Origin of the sequence: uncultured Paraglaciecola sp. (genome assembly GCF_913058035.1) — a bacterium.
In the GTDB taxonomy this organism is placed as follows: Bacteria; Pseudomonadota; Gammaproteobacteria; order Enterobacterales; family Alteromonadaceae; genus Paraglaciecola.
Genome location: NZ_CAJXPA010000023.1, coordinates 1 through 19,708, shown reverse-complemented (window position 1 = coordinate 19,708; position 19,708 = coordinate 1). Strand labels below are relative to the sequence as shown.

Below are 19,708 nucleotides of genomic sequence, written 5' to 3'. Positions count from 1 at the left end.
ATATTTTTTAAGTCAACACGATTATTGATTTAGAATTTTCATATTCTGTTATGAATTAGATTTATTTTTGTTTATTTTTATGAAAGTTAATTTCATATTTTAACTAAGATCTATCTTTTTTATGTTTAGTTAGCTTAATACTTTTCAATTGCTCACAGTTATTCAGGCTTATATTCGTTAGTTGTCTGAAACTGTTAATAAATTACGTACAAACGCCGACTTTTTAGTGACTTTTTAAATAATCTGTAAATTTTCAACAATTTGGTTCTTTTTGTTTCCTTGATTAGAATGCCTGCAAATTTGGTATGACTCTTGGAAATTGGACACTAATTTATGAATCAACAATTAGAGCAGGAACTATTAGGAAGTTGGCAAGAAAGGCAAGAGTTTGCTGAGCAAATGCAACCTATTCTGGGTAAGCTCTACCGAAACAGAGCGATCGAAATATCGGTATATGGACGTCCATTATTAGGCGCCAGTGCGATAGAAATTATCAAGGCTCATCGAACGGTAAGACTCAAAGAAAAGCAGAAATTGCGTCTTAGAGAAAGTTGGCCATTGCTTGAATCTCTGAATAAAATGAAACTAGCGCCTGCGCATATTGATTTAGGTAAATTAGCTTACACATATCATTATGATCCATCATTTAAAAACGTATCAGTTGAAGATTATCTGACACAACAATTACACAGTATTATTGATGTAAAAGACGAGCAGCAAGCTCAAGATGTAGTGTTATATGGCTTTGGGCGCATCGGCCGATTGCTAGCTAGATTGCTGATTGAAAGACAAGGTACCAATAATAAATTACGTTTAAAAGCGATAGTAGTGCGAGGAGGTAAAGAGGGTGACCTAGAAAAGCGTGCCAGTCTATTACGCCGTGATTCTGTTCATGGTCCTTTTAATGGCAGCATAACCATTGATATAGAAAAAAACGCCATCAAAGCTAATGGCTCTTATATTCAAGTTATTTATGCCAACAGTCCTAGTGAAGTAGATTACACCAAGTATGGTATAGACCAAGCGATAGTCGTCGACAATACCGGCATGTGGCGTGATGAAGAGGGGCTTGGTCAGCATTTACGATCCAAAGGTGTGAAAAAAGTATTATTAACTGCTCCAGGTAAAGGAGGAATTAAAAATATTGTATACGGGGTAAACGACAACGATATATTATCATCGGATACGTTATTGTCTGCAGCAAGTTGCACCACCAACGCCATCACACCTGTATTAAAAGCTCTGGATGAAAAATATGTGATTGAAAGTGGGCACGTTGAAACTGTGCATTCATACACCAACGATCAAAACCTGATTGATAATTTTCATAAAGGCGATCGCCGTGGGCGCAGTGCACCATTAAATATGGTGATTACCGAAACAGGGGCGGCTACAGCTGTCGCCAAAGCTTATCCTCAATTAGAAGGTAAATTGACCGGTAGTTCTATCCGTGTGCCGACACCCAATGTATCTTTGGCAATATTGAACTTGCATCTTGGCCAGACGACCGATAAAAAGTCTATTAATGAATATTTACGAGATATTGCTTTATTTTCGCCATTGCAACATCAAATCAATTTCACCGCATCAAAGGAGATTGTATCGACTGATTTAGTGGGTACACGTGCACCTTCAGTTGTCGATTCTCAAGCGACAATAGTCGCTGGCAATAGAGCCACTTTATATGTGTGGTATGACAACGAATTCGGTTACAGTTGTCAGGTGATGAAAGTACTGCAGCACATGTCTGGCTTGGTATACCCAACACTGCCTGAGTCTTCATCGATTAAATCGTAGTTGTGGGACAATGATTCGAATATTAATGCAATAAAATCCCGCTTCGGCGGGTTTTTATTGCAAGGGACACAGAGAGCGAGCTTTTGAATAAAATTTTCAACAACTTAAAACAGATTAATTGGCATATCTGGCTCACAGATGTGATTGTTTTAGGTGCTATTGTTTTTGCTTTGAGTTTGTGGCAAACGCGCAACATGCTTGACGTTGATAGTAGTATTTCTGTTGATAAACAATTGCTGATGGGGCTTGATGGGCAGATCAGTGCTTTAATAAAACCTGATAAAGTGACGTTAATTTATTTTTTTGCACCCTGGTGTCAGGTTTGTTCACTGAGTATTGGTAACCTTACGTACCTTGACCCAGAAAAAATTAATATTGTTAGAGTTGCACTCGATTATTCGCACGTAGGAGAAGTCCAAGATTTTGCTAACGAACAAAATTTAACCAGTCAAATTTTTTTGGGGAATGCTCGGTTAAAACAACAATTTAAAATTCAAGGTTACCCCACATACTATATTGTAGATGAGCATCAAAAAGTATTGGCCAAGGCATATGGATATTCAACTGCATTGGGATTAAAATTAAGACAGATTTTTTCAGGATAAACATGCATACATAGTCCTTTTTTATAATGACTGTGATAAATTACTTTAAGGGAATGTCCATAGGAACCAAATGTGAGAATCAGCAGCAATTTTGATAGCGGAAATATCCATATAGTCCACGCAGAAGATCCATTAAATATTCAACTTAGTATTTGCAACGATAACCAATCAGAGTTCTATCAGTGGTTTCATTTTAAGTTAGAAACCGAAAGCTTCAAATCCCATCAGATAAGTATTATCAACCTCAAAAAGTCTGCTTATCCTGAAGGATGGCAAAACTATCAAGCAGTTGCTTCCTATGACAGACAAGAGTGGTTTAGAGTCGATTGTGAATTTGATGGTGATACCTTAACCATTGAGCATACGCCTGAGTTTGAGCACATTTATTATGCTTATTTTGCTCCTTATAGCTACGAGCGTCACTTAGATTTACTCAGCTGGGCTCAAAACTCACCCGATTGTCGTCAAGAGTATTTAGGTGCAACTTTAGACGCAAGAGATATGTCTTTGCTGGTAGTAGGTCAACCAGAAGAAGGTAAAAAAGCGATATGGGTGACAGCACGTCAACATCCCGGCGAAACCATGGCCGAGTGGTTGATTGAAGGTTTTCTAGAGCGTTTGTTGGATGAGGATGATGGATTATCACGTTTGCTGCTCAGCAAGGCTGTGTTTTATGTTGTGCCCAATATGAACCCAGATGGCTCGGTGCGTGGCCATCTTCGTACCAATGCCAAGGGGGTGAATTTAAACCGTGAATGGCAATCGCCTAGCATGGAAAATAGCCCTGAAGTATTTTTGGTGAAACAAAAAATGCAGTCAGTGGGTGTTGATATGTTGTTAGATGTGCATGGAGATGAAGCTTTACCATATAATTTTGTTGCGGGCTGTGAGGGCAATCCAAATTATAATGACCGTTTGAAAAACCTTGAAGAGACATTTAAAGCTACCTTGATGACCGCTACACCAGAGTTTCAAGATGAGTTTGGTTATGATAAAGATGAGCCTAAAAAGGCTAATTTAACCGTTGCGGCTAATGCGATAGGACATGAATTCGATTGTTTGTCTTATACTTTGGAAATGCCGTTTAAAGACAATATTAATTTGCCAGACCCAGCCTATGGTTGGTCACCAGCTCGTTGTAAACAAATGGGTGAAGACGTATTGATTGCCATGCGTGCAGTAGTTGATATGCTTCGTTAGTTGAGACTTTCATTTAGTTGAGACTTTCATTTAGTTGAGACTCTCATTTAGTTGAGACTCTACAAAATTAAAAAATAATAATACTAATAATAAACACAATAATAATTAAGGGGAAAACAGTTGGAAGCTTTTCATAATTTACTGAAATCGATGGATGGCATGTTGGGGGGCGCTTGGTGGTTCCCTTATGTGTTGTTGGGTACAGGCCTATTTTTTACTATATACTTAAAATTTCCACAGGTTCGTTATTTCAAACACGCTTGGAAGGTCGTAACAGGTAAATATGACAAAGCTGATGCGCCGGGTGATACCACGCATTTTAGGGCCTTAACCACCGCACTTTCGGGTACGGTTGGTACAGGTAATATTGGTGGTGTTGCATTTGCATTATTTTTAGGTGGACCTGCAGCATTATTTTGGATGTGGGCAACGGCTTTTTTTGGTATGACAACCAAGTTTGTTGAAGTGACGTTATCGCACAAGTATCGTGATAAAACACCAGACGGCACTATGGCTGGTGGTCCCATGTATTACATGGACAAACGTTTAAATATGAAATGGTTAGCCGTAGCGTTCGCTATTGCTACTGTTATTAGTTCGTTTGGTACCGGTAATCTTCCACAAAGCAACAGTATTGCCACTAGTATTGAAGCAACTTTCGGTTTTGATCCGCTAATAGTAGGCAGTGTGCTTGGAATACTTTTAGCCTTAGTTATCTTAGGTGGTATTACACGTATTGCGGCTGTTACTTCAAAGATAGTGCCTATTATGGCCTTAATTTATATTATTGGTGCGTTTACCGTTATTTTTGCCAATCTCGAAAACGTTGGGCCCGCTTTTGCCTCTGTGTTTTCAGATGTGTTCACAGGTTCAGCTGCTACTGGTGGATTTTTAGGTGCGACCATCGCTTATGCCTTTAACCGAGGAGTCAACAGAGGCCTGTTTTCAAATGAAGCAGGTCAGGGATCTGCACCAATAGCCCACGCTGCTGCAAAAACTGATGAGCCCGTGGCCGAAGGTATGGTGTCTATTCTCGAGCCATTTATCGACACTATCCTTATATGTACTATAACGGGATTGGTTATTCTTTCGTCTGGCGTTTGGAAAGACAAGCATGTTAATACCTTTGACAGAACTGACATGTACATATTAGCGGGTGATTATGTAGAAACGGACGAATCAGATAGACAAACTCTTTATGCATATATTAATGATGTCGAAGGCCACGGTGTTACTCAATTTAACGGTGAGATACAAGTTGTTAATGGTAAGGCCGTAAGTCAAGGCTTTACTATTTTTAATGCCCGTTCATTTGCTGATAATGTTGTTTTTTCGTTGGGTGATCTAGATGACAGTTACACAGGTACCCTTAAGGTAGTGGATGGCAATCTTCTTAAAGATAATATTATTGTAAGAGGTGAGTCGTTGATCCATTCAGCCAGCCTCACGGCTTTAGCATTTACTAAAGGTTTTTTTGGTGAATCTGGTAAATATATCGTCTCGATTGGGTTGTTACTGTTTGCATTTTCTACTGCTATCGCATGGTCATATTATGGTGATAGAGCTATGACTTATTTGTTAGGTCCGCGGTCAGTTATGCCATACCGAGTAGTGTATGTCGCAGCATTTGTCTGGGCTGCAGTTTCAGATACCACTTTGGTATGGACACTTTCTGCGGTGGCCATAGTGGTAATGACGTTACCAAATCTTTTTGGTATATTTTTGTTACGCAAAGAAATGAAAGAGTCGGTCGAAGAATACTGGGTCAAGTTTAATAAAGAAAATAAGTAGTCTTTCGATATTTTACGAAGCGCGGCGACTTGCCGCGCTTTTGTGTTTTAATTCGAATACTCATTACGTAAGTTTGGAGTAAAAGATATGGCACTAGTAGATTGCCCTTCTTGTAGTAATAAAATATCAGATAAAACAAAAAATTGTCAGCACTGTGGTTTATCTATAGGCACAGCTGACGCAGAAGATATCGAACGCAAAAAAAGTTTGAATAAGTATCTAAAAAGTCAAAGTGTTCAAATGCAGTCTATGCTAGCTATGCTTTTGTTTGTGGCAGGCTTCGGATTTATGTATTGGGGTGGTGCGATACCGGGTGGATTGCAATATAACATTGCAATCGGTCTGACTTTGGTTGGATTTGTTTGGTATATAGTTAATCGTGTTCGTTTGGTATTTTTAAAAAGGTCGGATTAAAAATGGATAGTACAGCGTTATTAACCTCGATGTCTGAGCCTATTTATCAAAAATTACTGCAAGCAGTAGAAACAGGTAAATGGCTAGACGGTTCGCCGCTGACAGAGCAGCAACGGGAAACATCCATGAAGGCGGTGATGATTTATCAGGCAAAAGTGCTTAAATCAGACCAGCATATGACAGTGGGTGCAGATGGTGAAATTGTTCATCGAAGTCGTGAGTCACTTCTGCAAGAACTCAAACAAGATTCCAATAACATTCAAACAATAGCGCGGTTTAAGTAGGATGATTTTTAAGCACCTTTTTCGTTCCAAACACCAAAATCCTGATCCTCAGGTACGTATCCAAGCAATAGAAAATCTTAGTAAAGAAAACCCTCAACAAAAATCTGTTCTGCATGAATTAGCTTTTAACGACTCAGATGCGGGTGTTAGTTTAGCTGCCTTGCAAAAACTTGATAGTTTTGTACTTTGGTACAAGATGTCAGAGATTGCCAAAAATGAAAGAGTCCAAAAAAAGTCTCAACAGTTTGTTGAGAACATTTTGTTTGATGGGCAAAACAAAATATTAACAGAGCAAGAAAAGCGACAATTTATTCTTGAAACCCGTGATACGCGTTTAATTGAAAAATTGCTTGGGCAACAATGGGTACAAAAAGATACTGAACTTGCGATGCAGTTATTACAAAAAGTAGATAAGTCGCAACTGCAAGATAAAATATTATTTGATTCACAAAATGAGGTCCTTCAAACCGCTATCTTACAAAGTCTGACAGATAGTGTGCACTCGCGTAAGTTACTTACTAAGCTTCAAAAAAAGACATCTTCAAGCGTACTGTCAAAGTTGGCCAATGCGACACTTCAAGACTGGTTAGTGGCAGAACAAAAGCCAGTTGAAGTTGAGCTTCAAGTGAAAATGATATTGTCTCGCTTGCTAGCTTTAAAAGATCACAACGATTTATTGCACATTCAACAGCAAGCGGCAGACCTGACTCAGCAGTATTCAAACCTTTCAAACTTTTTTTCTTGTTTACCAGAACTGAAACGTATTGAAATTGAGCATAAATATACAGATATAACGACCCGTGTTGAACGCGCTGTTGCATTGCTAAAACCCAAATGGCAAGCAAAACAAGCTGACATGGCTTTAAAGCAAAGCATGGATTCATTACTCGTTGAATCTGAGCAAAGCTTGCTGGAAGTGTCTGCACAATTAGCAACGCGGATCAGTGCTATCAGTTCGTCAGAGGTAGATGGTTTTTTGCTCGCAATTAACCAACATATTGACACTTTAAATAGCCTGACCAAACAGCTACCAGCAAGTAATCATGCTGCTCATAGAGATTTAGAAAAATTAAATAATCAATTATTGTCTAATTTAAATATATTGAAAAATCTTCCTGATTTTCAACAGGCTATCCATTTGGGTCAGACTTTATTAGAAAATTTTATAGGCCTAACATTACCAGATGATGCCAGCCAAATTGAAGCAGCCCATGAATATATCAAAGAACAAAAACAAGTATGGCGTAATACTGTTACTCGGTATCAGGCGCATATACCAGCCGCCTTGTCAAAACAGTGGAACGAACGCCTGAAGCTTTGGCAACATGCAATAAAAGTACTACAAAATCAGTTAGATACTGAAGCTTCACGCGTTAGAAACAAGTTGAGAGCTGTTGAAAGCCTCATTAATCAAGGTAAGTACAAAACTGCAATGGTGTTGTATCAAAAGGTACAAAACTGGTTCAGTGTTTTGCCTGAGAAACAACAAGAGCAATTAGAACGAAACTTCATTACTGTTAAAGAACAAATAGAAAACTTAAAAGATTGGCAAGATTACATCGCTGCCCCTCGAAAGCCAGCGCTGTTAATTGAAGTGCAAGCGTTGATAACGACCCCTTTGGAAATTGATAAGCATGCAAATGCCGTTAAGTCTTTACGCTATCAATGGAATAGTTTGGGAAAAACAGATACTGAATCTGACAATGCTTTAAATGTTGCCTTTGAAACCGAAATTGAAAAGGCTTTTGCACCATGCCGAGAATTTTATGAGCAGCAACAAAATCAACGTGCGCAAAACATGTTAGCTAAGCAGCAAGTTTTAACTGAGATAGAAACCCTAGGTGAACAACACAGTGGGGCCACCGACCTGTCTAAAACATTAAGAAGTGTTCAACAAAAATGGAAAAATATCGGTGAGGTAGATTTTAAGCTACGCAATGCTTTGTATGATAGCTATCAAAAAGCACTCAACCCACTTAGGGATAAAGTGTCAGCCTTCTATCAAGCTAACGCGGATCAGAAGCAAGCTCTCTTAGCAAAAGCAGAGCAATTGCTTGAATTGGAGTCGGTCAATGACGCGATAGAACAAGCGAAGAGGCTTCAACAGGTATGGAAAACCATTGACCATGCTGGCAAAAGAGCCGAAGCCGAGTTATGGCCTGCTTTTAGGAAAGTTAATGATAGTTTATTCGCCAAAAAAGCAGAGGCGAGTCAACAAGAGCAAACACAACTAAAACAAAAAGTGGCATCGGTTAAAGAGCAAGTTTCACAGCTTGAGATATCTCTCAGCATCGCTGATGATAAGGCCAGTGTGCAAAATGCTTTGCAGGATAAACAAACTACTATTGAGGGCATAACCGATTTACCGCCGCCTGAACGAAAGGCATTGGAACAGCGCGTCCAAACACTTGTTGAGCAACAGCATTTAAAACTAACAGCCTTGGTTAAATCTGCTAAAAACCAAGCTTATCAAGATTTGTTTAATGTTTTAAAAATGTGGCGAACGGACAGCGAGTTACCAGGTGAGGTAGCTACGTTGGGTAAGGTGTGGCAACAATGTTTTCGTGAGTTAAGTGATAATACTGAACGGCATGATTTGACTATTAAAATGGAAATAGTGAGCCAGCAGGACTCCCCTGTAAAAGATACTGAAAAGCGTCAATCCATTCAAATGCAATTAATGGCTCAAAAACTGCAGTCTGGAGATAGTCTCAATTTGTCTTCATTACTCAAAGATTGGATTAGAGCGGGCACATTAAGTGAAAGTGACATCACCTTGCTTAAACGAATTGAACCTTTGTTTGTGAGTTGATATATGGAAGATAAACTTATATTGATACGGCTGAATAAATTTATTAGTGACTCAGGCTTCAGCTCCAGGCGTGAAGCAGATAAATTAATTGAACAGCAAAGAGTTAGAATAAATAACAATATCCCTGAATTAGGCACTAAAGTGGCACCTGGAGATTTGGTGACTGTTGACGGAAAACATATTCAAGCCAGTGCCACCGACAAAGCTGACCGCGTGTATATTGCTTATCATAAGCCTGAAGGCATCACTTGCACAACTGAGTTACATATCAAAGGTAATATTGTGGATGCTATAGGTCATAAACAAAGAATTTTTCCTATCGGGCGCTTAGACAAACCGTCCGAAGGTCTAATCTTTTTGACCAGTGATGGTGATATCGTCAATAAAATTCTTCGCGCTGAAAACGCACATGATAAAGAATATGTGGTGACAGTTAGCCGGCCTTTAACAGAAAAATTTATTCAAAAGATGGCCAATGGAATTCCAATATTAGATACAGTGACTAAGCCGTGTCTTGTAACTATGCAGAGTAAAATGGTATTTCGCATCGTGCTGACACAAGGTTTAAATCGGCAAATTCGTCGAATGTGTGAATACTTGGGGTATGAAGTGGTGAGGCTTAAACGCACCCGAATTATGTCTGTTAGGTTAGCCGGTTTGAAAGTTGGGCAGTGGCGAGATTTAACTATTGAAGAGATGGCTGAGATTAATATTGCTGTTGAGGGCTCTTCTAAAACTCCAGAGTGAGTCTTTTTTATAAAATTTATATACTAACTAGCATGCACTCTTGTATCAGCCGACGCGAGGCTAGTTTTTCAAGTAAGATCCTTTTTATCTGTATTATTTTTGCACATCGCAACAAGATAAAGGACAAAGCTCCACTCGTTGGTCATATCATTATTGACTTATGAGGCAAATTTTATTCAACATGTATATTTAGCCCTTGTAAGCGCAAGTTGCCATCAACATACTCAACTTGTACTTGGCGCGCCTGTGAGCTTTGGACGTTTTCCTGTTAAATTCACCACATGGGTGGCTAATCTTTCGTTTTGGTTGGATAAAGTAACCGAAAGAATCGGTGCTACCTATCGATTATCTTTAAATAAACGTCATTGTAGATGTTTTAGTCTATTGTTTTACTGAATTTATAGAGACGTTTGGTTACGATAGATGTATTCCTTGTATTTTCAAGTTTTCTGCTGTTTGAGAGATTAAATTTATAGGTCCATGATGAGTGATGTAGTTGTATTAATTACGGGTGCAAATAGAGGTATTGGTTTCGAACTTACTAGGCAATACCTTATTAATGGGTGCATAGTTATTGCTACCTGTAGAGACAAAAATAGGAACGCCAAGTTAATTTCATTAAATGATGAGTATTCAGGTAAGTTGTTCATTGAATCAATGGACATTACCTGTCCTGAACAGATTGAGCGTTTAGCGAATAAACTTAGTGAGCAAAATGTAGTCATTGATCTAATAGTGAATAATGCTGGATATTTAGATCGAGAAAACCAGAGTATCCAATTTATTAATTATGCTGATGCTGAAATGAGCTTTAAAGTGAATTCGCTTGGTCCATTATTTTTAACACATTGTCTTTTACCTTTATTGAATAAAAGTCGTTTATCTAAGATAGTTATTGTTTCTTCTGCTATGGGATCTTTGTCAAAAGAACAAGCTGTGTCTTGGTATGGTTATCGAATGTCTAAAGCAGCAGCTAATATGCTTGTGGTGAATCTTTCGAAGGAACTTGAGGCTAGTAATGTTGCTGTGGTGGCCGTTCACCCTGGTTGGGTTCAAACAGATATGGGCGGAACCTCTGCAAAAGAAAATGTTATCGATTCGGCTTTTGGAATAATGAAAGTGGTTAGTCTTTTGTCTATTAGTCATTCAGGGACGTTTTATGACTTTAGTGGTGATGAACTCGCTTACTAAAAAAAAGCCACAACAGTTACTTGTTTTGTCCATGACTAATAATTTACTTTACCCCGGCCCTGAAAATAATTAAAAATTTACTATATATGGTAAAAAATTTGTTGCTGAAGAGTCTGTTTATTGCAAATTATCGAATGACTTCCTAAGGTGTGATTCAAAATATATACACCATAGAAAAACGTTCTTAGTTGTTGAAAGTGTGTGAATAAATGCTGTAGTTCTTGCCAAGTTAGCAGCTTAAGTTACTGCCGTAGACATATGCAATGTAGATTTCATAAAAGTAGAAAATACTCTAAACAACATAACAACATAACAACATAGCAACATAACAAATACGGTATTACTTTATATTAACCCTCTTACCACATCAAACCTATCCTCTGACACTTTAACACCTGCCATTAACGCTCAGGCAAACTTTATATAAACTTAGTGAACCAACATTAAAATATTCTGATACTTTTTTTAGATGGATACAGGTTTGAACAATGAGCATATAAAACAAGTGCGCTGCCTTTAGTCTCAATAATGACATAAAAAAATCACTAATAAGAGAACTTATTAATCTGGTCTTTAATCAATCTTAAAGGTATTGAACGAGTCATAAATGAAGGTTACATCATCATGGTATTGAGGCTGTAACTTAAGCTATTGACAATGTGAAGTAGCCATAAGAAAGTTTTAAAAAGTTCAAAATAATTAACTCTTACCTTTTTGTTAGATAGTTGGCTAATCATTTATTGGGTCGTTAATCAGGCATTAGATGCCATAGAAAACATGACTTTATATTGAACTCTGGTTAAATTGCATATCTCAGGGACTATTAAATAAATAGTTAACATAAATAGTTAACATAAATAGTTAACATAAATAGTTAACATAAATAGCTAACTAAACAACGGCTCTAAATTCTAATGCAGTTCTTGAGCGTTAATTCTATTTTGTCTACAATGGGCTACTTTTATTTAAATTAGGTCATCAACATGAACGATACTACTTCGCTACCGGCTTTACCGGATCGCCTCTCGAGTAACCCTAAAAGCCCACACCATCGGGAAGAAATCTTCGAGCATAACATTGGTATTCTTTTGAACGGTAAAGAGCGCACCAATGTTGAAGAATATTGTATCAGTGAAGGTTGGGTAAAAGTCCCTTCTCCTAAAGCGTTAGACCGTCGGGGACAACCTCTTCTGATTACTTTAAAAGGAACGGTTGAAGCTTTTTATAGCTAAATCTTTTCGCTTTATGGTAATTGATACATATACAACTATGAATCAACAATAACTAAATTCAGCAGGCAGTTGTTCAAACCTGCTGAATTTAGTCAACTATTTTCAGCCTCGCATTCAAATGTAATCAAATACCTCTTCCATATAAAGGAGAGTCTTTCTTGTTTTCCTGTGTATCACTATTAGTGTTTCTGAACGTACCAGCGGCAGTGAAAAGTTTGTATGGAACCTAGCTATAATCTTTGTGTCATGATTTTCTACTTTCTATTAGCGCCTTTAAAATATTGTCGTTACAATATCGAGTAATTATAAAATTTAAAGTTACGAATGGTTTGAATTTGTCTATAACAAGATGCTTGTTTTGATAGGGGATATTGACAGGCAGTAAATGTATTAATCTGGGTACTCTTGAAGGTGACAAATTTGTGCAGTGCAAGTTATAGATTACAAGGTGCCTCGCTAATGCAGACAACATGGTATTCATGTCATTGGTTAAAATAACCTTATAAGACCTAAAGTGAGCCGAGTAAAAGCTTAAGTCAATCTGCATTCCAAATGATATTGAGTGATTATTTCTTGAGAACTCGGTGTATAGTTTAAATTTTCACACAAGTAAAAATGGCATTTCCGGAAGTCTTACCATAGGGCAGTAGTCTCTCATAGTCATGCTCGAAGACATGAACTTCAAAGTATGGTCTTAATATGTCGATTAACTCATCAAAGCAAAATGCAACCATTACATGTTCATCATCCCAAACTTGGGTTTGTTTAGAATTTTTTTTCTCAATGCTGAGCTTTAAAGACTGTTTGTCACCATTTCCAGAATAATGCCAGCAGGAGCTGAAAGTGAACGAATTGTCCTCTTGTTTAGCAGTATGTTTGACGAATAACTGGTTGTTGATTTTTGTTTTGTCGACCACATTAAAACAAAACACACCGTTGGTGTTTAACGCTTGATGAACACTTACGATACAGTTTTTTAATTTTTCAATACCATCATTGTAGTGTATTGAGTACAACAAACACGTGATCAAATCGAGTGGTTTCGCCACACTAAATTCACTCATGTCTTGCAGAGAAAAGTGGGCTTCGGGGCACCGTTTTTTTGCTATATCTAACATAGGTTGATTAATATCAAGACCAAAACTGTGGTACCCAAAATTAATAAAGTGACGAACATGTGGGCCTGTTCCACAGGCTAAATCAAGATGTGTATACCCGTCGTTACCAAAAAGCTGATGTAGTCTGCGAATGCAGCTACTTTGAGTGTGGTAATCGATATCGACACACATTAAGTCGTAATAATCTGAAAGGTCGGTATATAGTGCGATGACGGACATACACTCCTAATTTTTTTAAGCTGAATTATTTTGTTCACGCATAGTAAACTAAGTGGAATATTATGATAAGTAGATATGGGCAACTATTTTACTGGCTGTCTTTCTTCTAATGTTTTATTCGGCTTTTTCTATTGCGTATCAAAATAATCATTATTGTTTTATGTTTTTGCACTTTTTGTACATATTTCAGCTTTAAAAAAATGACATGAACATAGACGTTAATTTTTTGAAGGCAGAAATTAAAGGCTAATTTGGGCAGGCATTAGATCATAGATAATAGGATTGTATCAATAGGTGGTAATCAGTCACACTTAAAACTCTTCTATCTATCAAGTATGCCTCTGTGTACCGCTCTTTATACTCGTCAATTTTGAAACAAAGTGGGGTGGGGGGCAGTATATAAGGGATAACTCTCATTCGGGAGCATCGTAATGTGAGTAAATATAAGATAAGTATCACAAATATTTTGCTATTAAGTTGTCTTTTCCAAAAGTTTTGCTGATAAGTAAAAAAGTGAGACTTGTTGCAGTCACTGCCTGCACGATAGAAAAATAATACAAACTATGACTGAGAGAGATATTCAGGTTGTTTAAACCAACACCCGTCTAGGCTAATGTTGGAGTATGAGTTTACATACTGTTTAAAGATTATAGGTAAAAACCAATAACGTTAACACTATACTTGAGTAACAAATGGATATCGGTAAACCAAATTTAATAAAGTGTTTAAATTTATAGTTACTTGCGCTGAATACGAGTAGGTTGGTTTGATAGCCATAGGGTGAAATAAAGCTAGCGCTGGCGGCGAATGCTACTGCTAGTGCGAATGGCATAATTGGAACACCTAGGGTTTGAACCAGCCCGTAGGCTAAAGGAAACATTAGCGCGGCTGCAGCATTGTTGGTGACCAGTTCGGTGAGCATAAGAGTCACTAGATACACCATTACTAGCGCCCATATTGGGCTAACACTAGTAGCCCATGGGCCAATGAGTTGCATGATTTGTTGTATTAAACCTGACTTTTCAAGAGCGGTGGCAAGACTCAGCGCCCCCACTATTACTACTATTAAATTAAGTGGTATATTTCGTTTAATTTCATTATTAGTTGTCACACCAGCTAAGACCAACGTGGCGATAAAAAAGATTAAACCTGTGGCTAAATTTAAAACTGAAGTAGCAGCCAATGCTACTGTGATCAAGAATCCTCCCAGTGTAATCCAATCCTGAATTCGACTTAGTTTAGTTTCCATTTTTTTTTCGGACAGAATAAAAAAGTTTTTAGTGAGGTTCTGTCTTTGCATAAAGTCTGGTCCAGTAGCCAATAACAAAAAATCACCAGGCTGAAGTTTTATTTCTCCCAACTTACCAGATAAAGGTTCGCCATCTCGTCTTATCGCGACTACTGCAGCATCAAATAGTGCTCTAAAGCCCAGCACTTTTAAGGTTTTCCCAATGATTTGTGCACGATTGGAAATAATTACTTCTGTAAGGTTTTCACGTTCTAGCCCGTTCGACTCTGCAAATAGGTTCAAGCCTTTGATGTGGTCTAAGTTTCCAACATGTTGGATATTGCCAGAAAATATTAATTTGTCGCTGGGCTGAATAATAATATCAGGCGTAACAGGTGTGATTAATTTTCCATTCCGTGCGATCTCAATCAAAAACAGCTCAGGCAAATTTCTAAGGTGATTTTCTTCGACACTTTTGCCAATTAACTCGCATTCTTCATCCACGTCTGCCTCGATAAAGTAACTATTATATTGGTTTTTTTTATTGGCGATTTCTGGTAACAAAGGGGTCATGAAAAACATTAACAAACCACAACTCAAACCTGCCACTAAACCATAAAGTGTGAAATCCCAAAAATTAAAACCTGGATGACCATGTTCAATTAAAAAACTATCCACAATTAAGTTAGTCGAAGTACCAATTAGTGTAACGGTACCGCCCAATATGGCTGAATAAGATAATGGGATCAGTAACCGCGATGCATGATGATATTGATTTTGTTTTACTGGACCAATCAAGCTTGCCACTATGGCAGTGTTATTCAAAAGCGCAGAAGAGAAAAAAGTCAAACCAAATAGCCGCCAGTAACTGGTATTGAAACTTGCGGTGACTAGTGTTCTGGCCAAACGTTTAATTAACGAGGTTTTATCCACTGCTGAACTAACTAACAGAAGTAACACTAATGTAATCAAACCTTGGTTAGTGAAATTATTAAGAACGTCACCAATGACCAGTTGTTGACTGGCAATCAAGGCTAAAAGTGAAGTAGCAAAAATTAAAGAAGGGCGCTCGTTAGTGGTTACGAGCGCCAATATAGTACCGGCAAAAATTGCTAAAACCAGATACTGATTAATATCCATATAGTCTTATTCTTAGTTAATTTGACTATAGACTACAGCTTGCTGATGTCAGTTGCATTCCAATGTGGGAAATGTCTTCTAACTAAATCGTTAAACTCCAGTTCGAACTCAGAAAAATCACCTGCGTTAGAATCTTTAGCCACTTCAATAATCATTCCTGCTCCAACCGTGCCATTAGTAACTCTATCGATTATGATAAAAGCGCCAGTGGTACGATTTTTTGTATAAGGATCACAAGCAACGAGTTGAGTGAGCTTTATTTTAACTACGGCAATTTCATTTAAGGCTAGACGAACTGAATTTTTGTGTTCCATTGAGTTTACATCAATTTGATATTCCACTTCAGTCACACTACCTGGTACAAACTTAGTCGCAAATTTAAAACCATATTGTTTGTTAGGCATCATGGCTTCTTCATCCATCCATACCAAATTTGTTCTATAAGTATTGCTATGCAAAGGCAAGTTGTCACTTTTAACTATCATGTCACCACGAGAAATATCAATTTCATCTTCTAGTGTGATGGTGGTGGTAAGGGGGGCATAGACTCTATCTTGCTCCCCTTCAAAATTAACCAGCGCTTTGACCTTTGACTGTTTACCTGAGGGAAGGGCAGTAATATTGTCGCCGGGTTTAATTTGACCAGATACAACCGTGCCAGCAAAACCACGAAAATTTAGGTTGGGGCGGTTAACGTATTGCACAGGAAAGCGAAAGTCATCAGCATTAATGTCATCATTAATTTCGACTTGTTCTAACATGGTCATCAAAGTCTCACCTTTGTACCATGGCGTGTTTTTGCTAACATTGACTACATTGTCGCCATCCAAAGCTGACAAAGGAATAAATTGGATGTCTGGAATTTCTAGTTGTTTTGAGAACTGTAGGTAGTCAGCTTTTATTTCTTCATACACAGTTTCGCTGTAGTCTTTTAAGTCCATTTTGTTGACTGCCACAATAACGTGTTTGATGCCCAACAAAGAAACTAAGAATGAGTGGCGACGGGTCTGAGTTTTCACGCCTGCGCGAGCATCTATCAAGATAATTGCCACGTCACAATTTGATGCACCTGTTACCATGTTGCGCGTGTATTGTTCATGGCCGGGAGTATCTGCAATGATAAATTTACGTTTATCGGTAGAGTAATAGCGGTACGCTACATCAATCGTAATACCTTGCTCGCGTTCAGACTGTAAGCCATCAACTAATAGGGCTAAATCGACTTTGTCACCCGTAGTACCCACTTTTTTACTATCTTTGGTAATAGCGGCTAGTTGATCTTCAAAAATCATTTTGGAGTCGTGTAATAAGCGTCCTATTAAGGTGCTTTTACCATCGTCAACACTGCCACAAGTTAAAAAACGTAACATGTCTTTCTTTTCATGCTGGTCTAAATAGCCCAGTATATCGGATTGTAATAATGTATCTTCGCTATTCATAATTAGTAACTCACCAAGAAATAAGGATTTAAGATAGAATCTTTTTGATTGTATCTTAGAGGAGGAGCATCAGCTTTTAGTGCGTCAGTAGCAACTTCAATTATGGTTACCTTACCACCGGCTGCTTCTACAACAGCCTGCGCCGCTCCGGTATCCCACTCACAAGTTGGACCTAAGCGCGGATAAAGATGCGCGGCACCTTCTGCAACTAAACACAATTTAAGTGAACTGCCCATTGCAATTAACTCTGTTTCGCCCTCTAAAGAATCGAGCAAGGCCTCTATCTCATGGCTTTGGTGCGAGCGACTGCCCACTATTTTCCATGTTTCTCCTTTAGTCCAAGTTTTTGGAGTAATGTCGACTTTTACCCCTGCCGTTATCTTATAAGCGCCTTGGCCTAAAACACCTACATAGGTTTGTTCCAAAACTGGCGCATATACCACACCAAAAATCGGTACACCGTCTTTAATTAGCGCAATATTCACCGTGAATTCACCATTTTTTTTAATAAACTCTTTGGTTCCATCAAGTGGATCAACTAGCCAATAGGTATTCCAAGTGCTCCGTTCCTGCCATGAGATCTCTGCAGACTCTTCTGATAAAATGGGTAGCTGTGATACTTGACTTAAGCCTTCGACAATGCAGTTGTGTGCAGCTAGGTCGGCCTCAGTTAATGGGCTTTTGTCTGACTTTTCATAAATAGCAAAGTCGTTTTGATAGATGTCCATAATTTTGTCACCCGCTTGATGACTGATAGCAACAATATTTTCAATAAGTTGTTCGTTTAACATTAAGCTACAATCCCTTTTTGTTTTAACAAGTCAAAAAGTTTCTCAGCAGATTGTTCAGCTGTTTGTCCAGAAAAAGTTAAAATAATTTCTGCTTTTTCTGGCGCTTCGTAAGGGGAGTCGATACCAGTAAAGTCTTTAATGTCACCTTGTCTAGCTTTTTGATACAGCCCTTTAGGATCGCGTTTTTCACATTCCTCTATAGGTGTATCAATAAATATTTCGATAAATTCACCATCACTTAACAAGTTCCGACAAAAGTCTCTTTCAGCTTTAAAAGGAGAAATAAAAGCGGTCAGTACTATTGTGCCTGCATCGACAAAAAGTTTAGACACTTCACCTATTCGTCTAATATTTTCCACTCTGTCTTTATCACTAAAAGTTAAATCACCACACAACCCGTGGCGTACGTTATCGCCATCCAGTAAGTAAGTATGTTTACCGTGTTCTGCCAATTTTTTTTCTAGTAAATTAGCAATTGTAGATTTCCCTGAACCACTTAAACCTGTTAGCCACAACACACAAGGTTTTTGACTTTTTGCCTGTGCCCTCCGAGCTTTATCAACATCGTGCTGATGCCACACTATGTTAGTTGCCATTAAAAATATCCTTCCATTTTTTTCTTTTCCATGGAACCTGATGAATCATGGTCAATGACTCGGCCTTGACGCTCGGAAGTCTTAGTCAGTAACATCTCTTGTATCACTTCTGGTAATGTAGCCGCTGTAGATTCGACTGCTCCCGTTAATGGGTAACATCCCAGAGTTCTAAAACGTACTGAACGCATTTCAGGAATCTCTCCTTCTTTCATTGGCATGCGGTCATCGTCAACCATAAAGTACACGCCATCGCGCTTAACTACTGGACGAGGTTTTGCTAAATACAATGAGGGGATATCTATGTTTTCCATGTAGATATATTGCCAAATATCTAGCTCAGTCCAGTTGGACATAGGGAAAACACGAATGCTTTCACCTTTATTAATTTGTGCGTTGTAGACGTTCCATAATTCTGGTCGTTGATTTTTAGGATCCCATCTGTGATTCTCATCGCGGAAAGAATAAACACGCTCTTTGGCACGAGACTTTTCTTCGTCGCGCCTGGCGCCACCAAAAGCCGCATCAAACTTATAATGGTTCAGTGCTTGTTTTAAAGATTGGGTCTTCATTATGTCAGTATGTTTAGAACTACCATGGCTAAACGGACCAACATTCATCTTTACACCTTCTTGATTAATATGCACCAGTAGGTTGAGATCATGTTTTTTGGCTATCTCGTCACGGAATGAAATCATTTCGTGGAATTTCCATGTGGTATCAACATGTAATAATGGAAAAGGTATTTTCCCGGGCGCAAAAGCTTTTCGAGCTAGGTGTAATAACACTGAAGAATCCTTACCCACAGAATATAACATCACTGGATTGTCGAATTCAGCCGCTACTTCACGGAAGATATGAATACTTTCCGCTTCGAGTTGTTTTAAATGGGTCACTGTAGGGATCGAGTTAGACATGGCTTTCTCACACAAAGTTAGTTTCTGTCTCTTATACACCTCTGACGCCGCCGACGAAGAGGATAGTGATGTACTTGTTGGACGCATGATTTATCAACAAATCATTAGTAACGAATATCTTAGCACTCCTCTAATGATACGTGCCTGTCGTGATGCTGGTCTTAATACTCGTCCGAATATACGTCTCACA

At 38.3% G+C, this 19,708-nt stretch carries 17 protein-coding genes; 11 read left to right on the top strand and 6 right to left on the bottom strand.

Going from position 1 to position 19,708, the window contains the following annotated elements; all coding sequences use genetic code 11:
- Positions 1 to 333 precede the first annotated feature (333 nt).
- The 10 genes from QZ562_RS04995 (at position 334) to QZ562_RS04950 (ending at position 12,073) form a co-directional block, all read left to right on the top strand.
- On the top strand, positions 334 to 1,797 hold the full coding sequence (locus QZ562_RS04995) for a glyceraldehyde-3-phosphate dehydrogenase (RefSeq protein WP_293757556.1): 1,464 nt from the start codon (positions 334 to 336) through the stop codon (positions 1,795 to 1,797).
- 83 nt (positions 1,798 to 1,880) lie between these two features.
- Positions 1,881 to 2,402: a redoxin family protein gene (locus QZ562_RS04990; protein WP_293757554.1), complete on the top strand. Its 522-nt coding sequence runs from the start codon at positions 1,881 to 1,883 to the stop codon at positions 2,400 to 2,402.
- A gap of 72 nt (positions 2,403 to 2,474) precedes the next feature.
- Positions 2,475 to 3,602, top strand: a complete 1,128-nt coding sequence (locus QZ562_RS04985) for a M14-type cytosolic carboxypeptidase (RefSeq protein WP_293757552.1) — start codon at positions 2,475 to 2,477, stop codon at positions 3,600 to 3,602.
- A 120-nt stretch (positions 3,603 to 3,722) separates the two neighbouring features.
- Positions 3,723 to 5,393 (top strand): AGCS family amino acid carrier protein, encoded by a 1,671-nt coding sequence (locus QZ562_RS04980; protein ID WP_293757545.1) that lies wholly within the window; start codon positions 3,723 to 3,725, stop codon positions 5,391 to 5,393.
- 87 nt (positions 5,394 to 5,480) lie between these two features.
- Complete coding sequence (locus QZ562_RS04975) at positions 5,481 to 5,807, top strand: hypothetical protein (protein ID WP_293757543.1); 327 nt, start codon at positions 5,481 to 5,483, stop codon at positions 5,805 to 5,807.
- Between the two features lie 2 nt (positions 5,808 to 5,809).
- Positions 5,810 to 6,091 carry a DUF1315 family protein gene (locus QZ562_RS04970; protein WP_293757541.1) on the top strand — a complete coding sequence of 94 codons (282 nt, stop codon included), beginning with the start codon at positions 5,810 to 5,812 and terminating at the stop codon, positions 6,089 to 6,091.
- A gap of 1 nt (position 6,092) precedes the next feature.
- Positions 6,093 to 8,903: a DUF349 domain-containing protein gene (locus tag QZ562_RS04965; RefSeq protein WP_293757539.1), complete on the top strand. Its 2,811-nt coding sequence runs from the start codon at positions 6,093 to 6,095 to the stop codon at positions 8,901 to 8,903.
- A gap of 3 nt (positions 8,904 to 8,906) precedes the next feature.
- On the top strand, positions 8,907 to 9,650 hold the full coding sequence (gene rluF / locus QZ562_RS04960; RefSeq protein WP_293757537.1) for a 23S rRNA pseudouridine(2604) synthase RluF: 744 nt from the start codon (positions 8,907 to 8,909) through the stop codon (positions 9,648 to 9,650).
- A 483-nt stretch (positions 9,651 to 10,133) separates the two neighbouring features.
- Positions 10,134 to 10,841, top strand: coding sequence for an SDR family oxidoreductase (locus tag QZ562_RS04955; protein ID WP_293757535.1), 708 nt, complete (start codon positions 10,134 to 10,136; stop codon positions 10,839 to 10,841).
- A gap of 983 nt (positions 10,842 to 11,824) precedes the next feature.
- Positions 11,825 to 12,073, top strand: coding sequence for a DUF3297 family protein (locus tag QZ562_RS04950; protein ID WP_293757533.1), 249 nt, complete (start codon positions 11,825 to 11,827; stop codon positions 12,071 to 12,073).
- Between the two features lie 593 nt (positions 12,074 to 12,666).
- Here the strand turns inward: QZ562_RS04950 and QZ562_RS04945 are convergent.
- The 6 genes from QZ562_RS04945 to cysD form a co-directional block, all read right to left on the bottom strand.
- Entirely contained in the window at positions 12,667 to 13,410 is a 744-nt protein-coding gene (locus tag QZ562_RS04945; RefSeq protein ID WP_293757531.1) for a class I SAM-dependent methyltransferase, read from the bottom strand.
- Between the two features lie 640 nt (positions 13,411 to 14,050).
- Positions 14,051 to 15,778, bottom strand: coding sequence for an SLC13 family permease (locus tag QZ562_RS04940; RefSeq protein WP_293757529.1), 1,728 nt, complete (start codon positions 15,776 to 15,778; stop codon positions 14,051 to 14,053).
- 32 nt (positions 15,779 to 15,810) lie between these two features.
- Positions 15,811 to 17,217: a sulfate adenylyltransferase subunit CysN gene (gene cysN, locus QZ562_RS04935; protein ID WP_293757527.1), complete on the bottom strand. Its 1,407-nt coding sequence runs from the start codon at positions 17,215 to 17,217 to the stop codon at positions 15,811 to 15,813.
- 2 nt (positions 17,218 to 17,219) lie between these two features.
- Positions 17,220 to 18,008 (bottom strand): 3'(2'),5'-bisphosphate nucleotidase CysQ, encoded by a 789-nt coding sequence (cysQ, locus tag QZ562_RS04930; RefSeq protein ID WP_293757525.1) that lies wholly within the window; start codon positions 18,006 to 18,008, stop codon positions 17,220 to 17,222.
- Entirely contained in the window at positions 18,008 to 18,604 is a 597-nt protein-coding gene (cysC, locus tag QZ562_RS04925) for an adenylyl-sulfate kinase (RefSeq protein WP_293757523.1), read from the bottom strand. Before cysC ends, cysQ begins: the two co-directional genes overlap by 1 nt.
- On the bottom strand, positions 18,604 to 19,518 hold the full coding sequence (cysD, locus tag QZ562_RS04920) for a sulfate adenylyltransferase subunit CysD (RefSeq protein WP_293757521.1): 915 nt from the start codon (positions 19,516 to 19,518) through the stop codon (positions 18,604 to 18,606). Before cysD ends, cysC begins: the two co-directional genes overlap by 1 nt.
- Here cysD and QZ562_RS04915 point away from each other — a divergent pair.
- A partial coding sequence (locus QZ562_RS04915) for a hypothetical protein (RefSeq protein ID WP_293757517.1) occupies positions 19,517 to 19,708 on the top strand: 192 nt, incomplete at its 3' end. The two genes, cysD and QZ562_RS04915, sit on opposite strands and share 2 nt — an antisense overlap.

Coding starts and splice junctions, on each gene's coding strand:
- QZ562_RS04995 (WP_293757556.1), top strand. CDS start 334: ATGAATCAACAATTAGAGCAGGAACTATTAGGAAGTTGGCAAGAAAGG.
- QZ562_RS04975 (WP_293757543.1), top strand. CDS start 5,481: ATGGCACTAGTAGATTGCCCTTCTTGTAGTAATAAAATATCAGATAAA.
- QZ562_RS04970 (WP_293757541.1), top strand. CDS start 5,810: ATGGATAGTACAGCGTTATTAACCTCGATGTCTGAGCCTATTTATCAA.
- QZ562_RS04965 (WP_293757539.1), top strand. CDS start 6,093: ATGATTTTTAAGCACCTTTTTCGTTCCAAACACCAAAATCCTGATCCT.
- rluF (WP_293757537.1), top strand. CDS start 8,907: ATGGAAGATAAACTTATATTGATACGGCTGAATAAATTTATTAGTGAC.
- QZ562_RS04955 (WP_293757535.1), top strand. CDS start 10,134: ATGAGTGATGTAGTTGTATTAATTACGGGTGCAAATAGAGGTATTGGT.
- QZ562_RS04950 (WP_293757533.1), top strand. CDS start 11,825: ATGAACGATACTACTTCGCTACCGGCTTTACCGGATCGCCTCTCGAGT.
- QZ562_RS04945 (WP_293757531.1), bottom strand. CDS start 13,410: ATGTCCGTCATCGCACTATATACCGACCTTTCAGATTATTACGACTTA.
- QZ562_RS04940 (WP_293757529.1), bottom strand. CDS start 15,778: ATGGATATTAATCAGTATCTGGTTTTAGCAATTTTTGCCGGTACTATA.
- cysN (WP_293757527.1), bottom strand. CDS start 17,217: ATGAATAGCGAAGATACATTATTACAATCCGATATACTGGGCTATTTA.
- cysQ (WP_293757525.1), bottom strand. CDS start 18,008: ATGTTAAACGAACAACTTATTGAAAATATTGTTGCTATCAGTCATCAA.
- cysC (WP_293757523.1), bottom strand. CDS start 18,604: ATGGCAACTAACATAGTGTGGCATCAGCACGATGTTGATAAAGCTCGG.
- cysD (WP_293757521.1), bottom strand. CDS start 19,518: ATGTCTAACTCGATCCCTACAGTGACCCATTTAAAACAACTCGAAGCG.